Below are 10391 nucleotides of genomic sequence, written 5' to 3'. Positions count from 1 at the left end.
GGTTGACGGTGTGATACGTGCCGCACCGGAGAAACCCGACCCCGCGCCGGTGGCGCCACCGCCGCCGCGTAAAGTACAGGGCTGCTACAGTTCGCCGTTCCGGCATTAATCAGGAGAGAGACACGTGACCACTGTGACAATACAGCAGGCCTTTGAGGCCTGTCAGACGAACAAAAATACCTGGCTGAAACGTAAAGCCGAACTTGCAGACCTTGAACGGGAATACCGTGAACAGCTCCTTGCCGGTGACGAACAAATCCCGCGCAGAATGCAGGATTTGCGCGACAATATCGATGTGAAAAAATGGGAAATTAATCAGGCCGCCGGTCTCTATATCCGCTCACATGAGGAGGTGCAGCACATCAGCATCCGCAACCGTCTCCATGACTTTATGCAGCAGCACGGCGCGGAGCTGGCCGCCACGCTGGCACCTGAGCTGATGGGATATCACGAACAGCTTCCCACAGTAAAACAGAGCGCCATGCAGCACTCGGTTGATTATCTGCGTGAAGCCCTGTCGGTGTGGCTGGCCGCCGGTGAAAAAATTAATTATTCCGAGCAGGACAGCGACATTTTAACGGCCATCGGACTCAGGCCTGATGCGGCTTCGCGGGATGATAATCGCGAGAAATTCACCCCGGCACAGAACCTGATTTACACCCGCCGACGTGCAGAACTGACTGCACGGTAGCACGCGAAAAAATCCCCGAAAATTCCGCTATTTTTCCCGAAAAAAGCCATGCATCCATAAGGTGCATGGTTTTGCATGCAAATCCCCGTATTTTTTATCCCACGCAACACCAGTACCGGCGCGGCCTGAGACGGTTCATGCATCTGCATTAAAAGCGACCTCTTAAGCGGGCAGGCGTGGCGGGGAGAGCATTGCGCGCCAAGCGATATATAATTAATTAATGAAGAAGGATAGAATTAACCATATAGCCATAAAAAAGGATGCGTGTGATGAAGGCGAGTGATATGCAGCACTTATGTAATATAGCCAGAGAGCTTGTTTCTGATGGCAAGTTTGAAAAGGCGTATGAGTTCACGTTGCAGATTTATAAATCCCTTGACGAAAATATCTTTGGGGATAATTACTATATACTTCTTTATAATATGGCTGCGAATTTTGTTGATATAGGAGGAATGCAACCGAATAAAGAGGCTTCTCTGCTAGGCTATAACTTAATGAATGAGCACTTTGACTCTTTTTCTAAAATTATGGATGAATCTACGCTCTATTATAACCTAGCAAACGCAAAGTCAAACTTGGTTGAAAAAGGCAGTGTTTTTAAACAAACGTTTACAACAATTGAGGATATGGTGGATGTAAAAAATTTATACTGGAAGGCATTTAAATTACTCGGTGATGATAATACTATATATAGCAAAGAACTGAAGGTCAATTTAGCAAACTCACTCAAGCAACAGTTTAGAGTTGTAGAGTCTATTTCATATTATGATGATGTTATTTCCTCGGGGGAAGATATACCGCAAGCATGGATTAACAGGTCTGAAGCCTTAATGCTATTGCTGCAACTCTCTGGTTCTCATACTATAAAGCATATAAGAGAGATAAGACTTGGATATATGAAAGCAATTGAATCAACAGAGATGCCACCGCCATGGAAACCACACTTTCAATCACGTGCTGAAAAACTCACGGAAGATATAATCGAAATGTCGGGAAAACCATTTTTTGAAAAAGAAGATGAGCTTGATGAAAAACAGACGCTAGAAGAATATAGCAAACTTAATAATTATCAAAAATTCGTTTTAGATAACCACTTTGTTCTTTCTGAGCATGGGGTGTATTGTCCTTGCGTAGTAGGGGCTAAAGATAACCTAACAATATTACCAACACATAATGGTGTTTCTGGTGATTTTATTATTCCCATGGAAATGGTTTTGAATAGGCTAAAGTCTGAATATGCTTTGGCAAGGCGCTCGTTATTCGAGTATGAGTACATGGAGGAAGTTGATGATGTGGCCTGTTATTCAGAGTTGTATAACGATGAAGTTTTAAATGTTGGTGTTGAGAAGATAAGAAATGCATTTCGTATATGTTTTGGTGTATTAGATAAAATAGCTATTGCAATATGTGAGTTATACGATGTTTATCCAGCCAATAACATAGTGTACTTTGAAAATTTTTGGCAATTAAACCAAAATGGGCGAAGGGATAAGTTTGAAGAAATAAAAACTCCAGCTTTACTGGCTTTATATAGTCTAGCTACTGACCTAAATGATAGAAAGAATGGTGAATTATCCTTTTATAAGGATTGGAGAAATGATTTGGAACATAATATAGTGATCGTTCATAAAGATTGCGAGCCTTTAGATATATATAATTCCTACGGTTACATGAAGAATATTAGGTTGATATCGGAGTCTGATTTTACTAGACATTTTAAAGTGTTATTGCAAATAGTACGCTCAGCAATTTTTCTTTTTACCTTTATGGTAAGAGAAGAGGGGGGTAAAAGTAACAAGGATTCATTTTTGATATCAAACTCACTAGATTGGAAAATATGAAAACATTACGTTGCAAGTATATCTTGTATTCGTTCAACTTTGACCTGACACACCTCTGGCACAAAGCCCCAATCTCATAGGCGGTTCTATGCCAGGGGCTGAAAGTCTGTCTCTGGTAACATATACTTATTATGTTATATTGAGAAAATCTGGGATATTAGCTGGTTCAAGGTCAAAAATATATTTAATGATTCCGGCTTTTAGGTTCTCCTCAATTCCTTTCCTGAAATCTAGAATACTTGAGATTGTTGCATCATGTTGTAAATGATGTCGCCAGTGAACATCTTTTTCTCGACTATGAAAAGATAACAATCGGGTTAGAGCCATATGTGCGAACATTCCTGATTGTTCATCGATTGTATAATGGGCAACCACGTGGGAATCAGAATATGATTCTTTCGTAGAAAGATCCCAAGAATGAAATAATTGCTGAGCAATTGGTGACAGATCCCTTATTTGTTCATTTCTTCCGTTAGTGAAGTAAACATCATCTATGACGGTATGCCAGTTTTCTTGTGTCCCTTCATCTGTTTCAATGGTTTCAATAATATTTTCTTTCTTGAAACTTATATGAACACCTGAATTAACTTGTGGAGTGTAGGTGAAGTCACCTAAAACTTTACTCATTAAGCTATTACGCATTGCATCATTGAAATTAAGGTTGAAATTTGTTTTTGCCTTTGTAAATAAATCTAGATCTACCAGGCTCCAAATTCCATGTCTTCTCCAGGCAATTAAAACGGGCAGCCCTAATAATTGGCCGTAAGCTCTTAATCTGGACACGTAATCTGGACGAAAAGACAAAACATTTCCCATGTAAGATTTAACTTCAATCAAAACAGTAGTCTTGCCTGCGCCACGCACATTAAAATTTGCTAGTAAATCTGGAACCTGAAAAGTCTTGTTAGAAGTAGTTGGATACTGCTGTTGATCCAATTTATGGACTAGGTTGCATTGACCTAGCCAACCACAGATAATCGAAAACTCGTCTTCTAACGGGAGGCCAATATTAAGTCTATTTACACGTTCAGCGATAGCCTTAGCGTCAGCCTCCCAACCCAGTTGCTCTAGAGATTCATGTATAAGTCTCTCTAAATCTGTCGGCTTATCTTTCAAGGTAGCTCCCTATAGGTTTAGTTCGAACTCAATAAGTTATATGTCATTAACATATTACAAAGTTATACCATTATCGCTTAAAGCCGATCATCATGTAAGAATACATTATATCCGTGGCAACGGTTAGTGCTAACTCACAGACATACTGAGCAAAAATTTTTAATGATTTACTTTATCTCCCCACCAATCCATCAACTCAACTCTTTGAAGTAAATAAGTTGAACGGTTGTAAGCTTTTCGAACTTCATTTTTGTCTGAGTGTGCTAATGCTGCTTCAATAACATCAGAATTAAATCCGGCTTCATTGAGTACAGTACTTGCGATGGACCGTAACCCGTGAGCAACTAATTTCCCACCATAACCAATACGCTTAAGTGCGGCATTAGCAGTCTGACTATTCATTGGTTGCTTAGGGTTATTTCTGCTGGGAAAAACATGTTCACGGTGAGCGCTGATTGGTTTCATCACTTCCAGAATATCTAACGCCTGAGGAGATAGTGGGACTATGTGCTCACGCTTAGCTTTCATCCGTTCGGCAGGAATTGTCCAGAGCTTTGCATCAAGATCGATCTCTGCCCACCGGGTACTGGAAGCCTCAGAAGGGCGCACAAGGGTCAGGAGTTGCCATTCGATTAGACAGCGAGTCGGAACAGACAGATTTGACATGACTAAAGAACGCATCAGCTTCGGCAATTCTTCTGGCCGCAACGTCGGCATGTTTTGCTTTTTGGGCTTCTCAAAGGCCATGCCAACACCGGATGCTGGATTGGCATCAATCAGACCAGTGTTTACGGCATAAATCATGATTTCGTTAATGCGCTGCACCAGTCGACGTACAGTCTCAAGCGCCCCACGTGCTTTTATTGGCTCAAGGGCTTCAACCAAAGTTCGGGCTTTGATTTGCTGAACGGGGATCTCACCGATGGCAGGGAATACATCTTTCTCCAGTGAACGCCAAATGTCTTTTGCGTAATCAGGGGTAACGCTTTTGCTTTTGAGATGGAACCAGTTAGCGGCGACCGTTGAAAAAATACTGTCCAGAGCGATTTGCTGCTGTTCCTCTGCAACTTCGGCCTGAATTTGCGGGTCAATTCCGTTGGCTAACAAGGCAAGGTAATCCGCTCTTAACCCTCGGGCGTCAGCAAGTGAGAGGGCGGGGAAAGCACCTAGCCCCATCATTGTCCGCTGTTTTGTCGCCGGACGTTGATAACGGAAACGCCAGAGCTTTTTCCCGCTGGTTTTCACTATCAGGAAAAGGCCATCGCCATCATGCAGCGTTAGATCCTTCTCTAACGCTTTAGCGCGCAGAACTTCGGTGTTGGTCAGGGGGCGTGTTGTCCGTGCCACTGTGGCCGCTCCTTCATGAATTGGTATACGCTTTTAGGTATACATCCTACCGTATACCTAAACGTATACCAATAATCACCGGATTTAGCCGGATGTTCTCGGACAACTACAGACACAAAAAAGCCCGCAGAGCTTGTGCTATGCGGGCTTTCTGTACTTCACCGGACGTATCCGGATCATCATTTGGTGGAGCTGGCGGGAGTTGAACCCGCGTCCGAAATTCCTACATCCTCGGCACTACATGCTTAGTCAGTCTTTACATTCGCACGCCAGCTGCGGACAGACACGCCACTAACGAACTAGCCTGATTAGTTTTAGCACTTCAGCCCCAGGCAGGACATCCGCGCGATCTCTTTTGGGTTTGACCTCTCTTTATCCCCGTCTTAAGAGCGGAAGCTAGGGAGAGAGGGCTCTTAGCAGGTTATTAAGCTGCTAAAGCGTAGTTTTCGTCGTTTGCGACTATTTTTTTGCGGCTTTTTACGAGGCCAACCGCCCCTCGGCATGCACCTTGGGTTTCGCAAATCCCGTCGAATCCAGAATCAGCCCCAATGTGTTAAGGCAAGTATAACAGACTTGTGACACGCGTGACCAGCCCCTGCAACCCCTTATCCTCAACGATTTAGCGCTCCCGTAGCGCTTCTTTTGCGCGATTAAACGGTTTGATTAAATAGTCGACGATGGTTTTTTCACCGGTTTTGATATCCACGGTGGCAATCATGCCCGGAACGATCGAGAAATGACGGCCCAGTTTGTTCTGCAAATAGTCCTGATGGGTGCGGATAAACACGCGGTAGTAGAAGACTTCTGGCTTTACTTTGTCCTGAATGGTGTCCGGGGAGATGGTTTCGACCACGCCTTCCAGTCCGCCGTAAATGGCGTAGTCATAGGCGGTAATTTTCACCAGTGCTCGCTGTCCGGGGTGAATAAAGGCGATATCGCGCGGTGACAGGCGTGTTTCTATCAGCAGGTGATCGTCGACCGGTACAATCTCCATCATCTCGCCGTTGGGCGGGATCACGCCGCCAATGGTGGTGACCTGGATGTTTTTCACGATGCCGCGCATCGGGGCGCGCACGGTCAGGCGGGTGACGGAATCTTCGCGTCCTTTCAAAATGGCCGCCAGCATATCCACTTCGGCGTTGGCTTTTGACAGCGCTTCCCGCGCCTGCACGTAATACTGTGAGCGCAGGTCGGTGATTTTTAGTCCGAGGTCGCTTTTTTGTCGCTGCAGGCGCAGCACTTCCACATGGCTGGCGGCACCGCTTTTCTCCAGCCGCTGAGTGATCGCCAGTTCTTTGTTTACCGAGACCAGTGCATCCTGTAACTCTACCATCGAATCGGCGAGCTGCGCCCGACGGCTTTTGTACAGCCGGGTTTCGGAGGCGACAAGGTCGGGCCAGGCGTTCAGCGCATCGGGAAAGGTCAGCGGCAGATCGTTGACTTCGGCATTGAGTCGCGCGCTGGAGGCCAGCGAGGCGCGGTATCGGGCGGCGCTTTCGCCGACGTTAGATTCCGAACGGGTAGGGTCGAGACGAGCCACCACCTGATTGGCCTGCACTTTGTCTCCTTCGCGCACCGTCAGTTCGGCGAGGATCCCGCCGTCAAGCGACTGCAACACCTGTTCGCGCGAGCTGGGGATTACTTTGCCGCTGCCGGTGGAGACTTCATCCAGCGTCCCGAAGTAGGCCCAGATGCCCAGGATGGCAAACAGCAGCGTGCTGAGCAGGATGATTCGGCTGGCACCAGAAAAGCGCTGTTCGTGGCGGATGTCGAGGTCGTCCATGGCGGCATCATGCGGATTGGTTTTCATTTTTCCACTCCCGACCGTGAGTCTGTGCAGGCGTGCGACTCGCGTTCAGCGCCTGTGCTTTCGGGGCATCCATCACCAGTTGACCTTCTTTTAACACCACCACGCGCTCGACCAGTTCCAGAACCGGTACACGATGGGTGGCGACGATCAGCGTGCGGTTGCCGAGCCACTGGTTTAGCCGTTGAATAAACTCCCGCTCGGTATGTTCATCCAGCGAGGTGCTGGGTTCGTCGAGCAGCACAATATTGGGCGAGCGCAGCAGCATTCTTGCCAGCAGAATGGATTGCCGCTGCCCGCCGGAGAGGCCGTTGCCGCCTTCCATAATCGGGTGTCCCAGCCCTTTGGCGAGCTGTTTAACAAAGGTGGCTGCGCCGCTGACTTCCAGCGCGTCGAATATCTGCGCATCACTGGCATGCGGCGCGCCGAGGGTCAGGTTCTCACGCAGCGTGCCAAAAAACAGGCGTGCATTTTGGCTGAGAAAGCCGATGTTGCGGCGTAAATCGGCCATATCGATCTGCGCCAGGCTCAGGTTATCGAGCCGGACGTCGCCCCGGATAAGCTCCACGCTGCCCGCCATGGCCTGTAGCAGGGTGGATTTCCCCGCGCCGTTACGCCCGAGGATGGCGATGCGTTCCCCTGGCATCACTTCGAGGCGAGAAATGCGCAGCGGTACCTGCTGATCGTCGCTGTGGTAGCGGAAGTGGGCGTTCTCAAACAGATAGTGCCCGCGAAAGATTTCCTGATGTACCCGATTCTCATCGTGCTGGGTTTCGGTGGGGAGCTGCATAATGCTGTCCAGCCCCGTCTTCGCTGCCTTGACCTGCTGCCAGCGCGCCAAAACGCCGCATAGATTTGCCATCGGGGCAATCATTCTTGAGCCGAGCATTGAGGCCGCCACGACCGCGCCGGTAGTCATGGTGCCTTCGATGACCATCGGCGCACCGAACATAATAATCGCAGCGTAGACCAGACTTTGTACCGACATGCCCCAGCCAATCAGCCCCTGGGTCAATTTTCGCGTGCGCAGTCCGGACTCGCCGGTAATGCGGATGTAGCTGTTCCACTGCTGTAAAAAGCGGTTCTCCGCCTGCATCAGCTTGATGTCCTCCAGCCCCTGCACGCTTTCGACCAGCACCGCGTTACGCAGCGTGGACTCGTGCGCAGCCTGGTTGGCAAGCACCGCCAGCTTCTTCTGTAACAGCAGGCCTGGCAGGATCATCAGGATCGCAGCGACGGGCGCTATCCACGCAAGCGACGGGGCGATGCAGGCCAGTACGACGATAAACAGAAAGAAAAAGGGCAGATCGACAAGGGTCGACAGGGTTGAGGAGGTGATCATCTCCCGTACCTGCTCCAGTTCGCGGAGCTGGGAAATAAAGCTGCCGGTGGAGCGGGGGATGGCGCTGTTACGCAGGCGCAGTGCGTGGCTGAACACGCGATCGGAAATGCGCATGTCGGCGCGCTTGCCGAGCACATCCATGATATGGGTACGGGCTTCGCGCAGTAAAAAGCCGAACAGCACCGCCACCAGCACGCCGGTCGAGAGCACATACAGCGTGGGATACGATTGGGCCGGGATCACCCGGTCGTAAACCTGCATCGAGAAGATAATCCCGGCGAGCGACAGAACGTTAATCAGGAACGCGGCTACCATCACCGGCAGGTAAGGCCGGATGTCCTGTAGCACCAGGTCGCGCATCCAGTCCGGCTTAAAGCGCGAAACATAGCGGTCGACCCGACTGTCTTTGAGCGCCGACAGCGGGCGCAGGGCGGTAATGGTGTGGATCTCCGGCAGCAGCTCGGCAATCGCCAGCCGGTTGCGCAGGCCTTCTTCGGCGATGATAAACACATCCAGCGCATCTTCACCGTTGAAGTGCTCTATGACCATAATTTGGCCGTCGCGCAGCTCCGCCACAACCGGTAAACGCCACTGGCTGAACAGCTGTTTTGTGGTATCCAGCGCATGAAACGACAGCCCCGCCTGGCGCGCGAGTTGCGTCAGGGCGAGGGGCTTATTTTTTCCGGCAAACCACGGAGCGTTGGCCTGAATCGCGCCGGGCGAGCAGGAGACGCGATAGTGGCTGGCAATGTGGCTAATGGCCTGCGCCCACAGGTTCAGGGCGGACTCGCTAATCGTCTGTTCTACACCCGGCTCGACGTGGCTCATAGCTGGATCTCCACTGACTGGATGCTGCGATTGTTGAGGGCGAACGCCTGGCGCAGCGTGCCGGTATTGTAGAGGCAGTTCAGCTGGAGTTGACGAAGCTGGCTTTGGGTTTGTAGTTCGGCAAAGCGGGCCTGATATACCTCCTGCTCGGCGTTAAGCACGTCGAGCAGCGGACGAGAGCCGAGATCCAGATATTGCTGTTGATACAGTTCGCGCGTGCGTTCGCTCAGCCGTTGCTGGCGGCGCAGGATCTGCAGGGCGGTGGCAAGGCTCATCGCCTGGCTGCGGGATTCGAGCAGTTTCTGGCGCACGTCAAGGCGGGTGCGCTGGATGGAATACTGCGCCGAGTCTACCGCATGACCTGCGGCGTTGCGTCGGGCGGTGAGTCCGCCTCCCTGATACAGCGGCATCTCGACTTTTACCCACATGGAGTACTGTGTTTTGTCGAGCACCTCATGGCTGGGATATTTGTCATTGAGATAGTGTTGCACGGAAGGCTCAAGAGAGATAGTGGGCGTCATCTGCGCGTTGGCGTAATCCAGATTGGCCTGTGCAACATTAGCCTGCGCCCAGGCTGCCAGCACCGCAGGTACCAGCCTGTCATCAGGCTTGGTGATGTCGCAGCTGCTGTCCAGTTTCACCGGGAACGCGTTGCTGACGCCGTTGAGCGAATTCCAACCAAGAAAGCTCATCAGTGTCGCCTTGCTGCTGTCGAGGTTCGCCTGATACTGCGCCAGCTGCGAACGAGCGGATTCGATACGCGCGTCAGTTTGTACCACGTCAGAGAGCGACGTGGCTCCTTCATCGTTGCGTTGCCGGGTCAGCCTGCCAATGCCGTTCAGAGCGGAGAGTTGCGCTTCGGCGGCGTCGACCATTTGCTGCCAGGACTGTACCTGCACAATGGCGTTGGCGGTTTCGTGGGCGACGGTGTCAATGCTGAGTAAGACGTTAGCCTGCTGCTGGGCGGCCCCCGCAGTCTCGGCGCGTACCTGACTGGCGACTTTGCCAAAGTCATACAGCATTTGCGAGACCGAGATCACCAGCGACGGGCTGAAACCATGATCGTTATAGGTATTGCTGTAGCCGTTGTTCACCCCGGCCGTGACCTGCGGATAGTATTTGGATTTCGCCACGTCGATCTGCTCATTTTGCGAGAGCAGTTTGCCGATCGATTCACGGATCGCAGGATGCCAGCTTACGGCGCGGCTTACCGCATCGTTAAGCGTCAGGTTGCCGGGCGCGGCGGCGCTCAGCGGGAGTTCGGCCACCGACCCATCCAGAGAGGGGAGCATCTGGCTGGTGGCCAGCCCTTCCGGCGTAATGATTTGCGGTTCATCTTCGGCATTCACCTGTAAGGAACAGAGCGTGAATGCCAGCAGCAACGTAACAGAGGCGACATTTCTCATCGTATATCCCTTT

Annotated in this window: 7 protein-coding genes, 1 other RNA gene and 1 pseudogene; 3 read left to right on the top strand and 6 right to left on the bottom strand. The window is 50.4% G+C overall.

Features of this window, described 5'->3' with window-relative positions; genetic code table 11:
* The 3 genes and pseudogenes from QNN86_RS23190 to QNN86_RS23180 all read left to right on the top strand — a co-directional run.
* Nucleotides 1-109 (top strand): annotated as a pseudogene (locus tag QNN86_RS23190) (hypothetical protein); the annotation flags it as partial.
* Nucleotides 110-124: 15 nt separating this feature from the next.
* Entirely contained in the window at nucleotides 125-691 is a 567-nt protein-coding gene (locus QNN86_RS23185; protein WP_414212385.1) for a phage polarity suppression protein, read from the top strand.
* Nucleotides 692-960: 269 nt separating this feature from the next.
* Nucleotides 961-2532, top strand: a complete 1572-nt coding sequence (locus QNN86_RS23180; protein ID WP_414212384.1) for an LA2681 family HEPN domain-containing protein — start codon at nucleotides 961-963, stop codon at nucleotides 2530-2532.
* 129 nt (nucleotides 2533-2661) lie between these two features.
* Here the strand turns inward: QNN86_RS23180 and QNN86_RS23175 are convergent, their stop codons facing one another.
* The 6 genes from QNN86_RS23175 to QNN86_RS23150 all read right to left on the bottom strand — a co-directional run bounded on the left by QNN86_RS23175 (nucleotide 2662) and on the right by QNN86_RS23150 (nucleotide 10378).
* Nucleotides 2662-3648: a hypothetical protein gene (locus QNN86_RS23175; RefSeq protein WP_000653385.1), complete on the bottom strand. Its 987-nt coding sequence runs from the start codon at nucleotides 3646-3648 to the stop codon at nucleotides 2662-2664.
* A gap of 159 nt (nucleotides 3649-3807) precedes the next feature.
* Nucleotides 3808-4995, bottom strand: coding sequence for an integrase domain-containing protein (locus QNN86_RS23170; RefSeq protein WP_414212383.1), 1188 nt, complete (start codon nucleotides 4993-4995; stop codon nucleotides 3808-3810).
* Nucleotides 4996-5179: 184 nt separating this feature from the next.
* Nucleotides 5180-5542, bottom strand: a transfer-messenger RNA (tmRNA) gene (gene ssrA, locus QNN86_RS23165).
* A gap of 72 nt (nucleotides 5543-5614) precedes the next feature.
* On the bottom strand, nucleotides 5615-6778 hold the full coding sequence (locus QNN86_RS23160; protein ID WP_181619508.1) for an HlyD family efflux transporter periplasmic adaptor subunit: 1164 nt from the start codon (nucleotides 6776-6778) through the stop codon (nucleotides 5615-5617).
* A 7-nt stretch (nucleotides 6779-6785) separates the two neighbouring features.
* On the bottom strand, nucleotides 6786-8972 hold the full coding sequence (locus tag QNN86_RS23155) for a type I secretion system permease/ATPase (protein WP_414212382.1): 2187 nt from the start codon (nucleotides 8970-8972) through the stop codon (nucleotides 6786-6788).
* The gene (locus QNN86_RS23150) at nucleotides 8969-10378 is read right to left on the bottom strand and encodes a TolC family outer membrane protein (RefSeq protein ID WP_414212381.1); all 1410 of its coding nucleotides are present in this window, start codon (nucleotides 10376-10378) and stop codon (nucleotides 8969-8971) included. The genes QNN86_RS23155 and QNN86_RS23150 overlap by 4 nt, the downstream gene beginning before the upstream one ends.
* Nucleotides 10379-10391: the final 13 nt, after the last annotated feature.

This window comes from Citrobacter sp. C348, assembly GCF_047467975.1.
Taxonomy (GTDB): domain Bacteria; phylum Pseudomonadota; class Gammaproteobacteria; order Enterobacterales; family Enterobacteriaceae; genus Citrobacter; species Citrobacter gillenii.
Note: the sequence above shows the minus strand (reverse complement) of the source record. Positions and strands in the feature narration are given on the sequence as shown.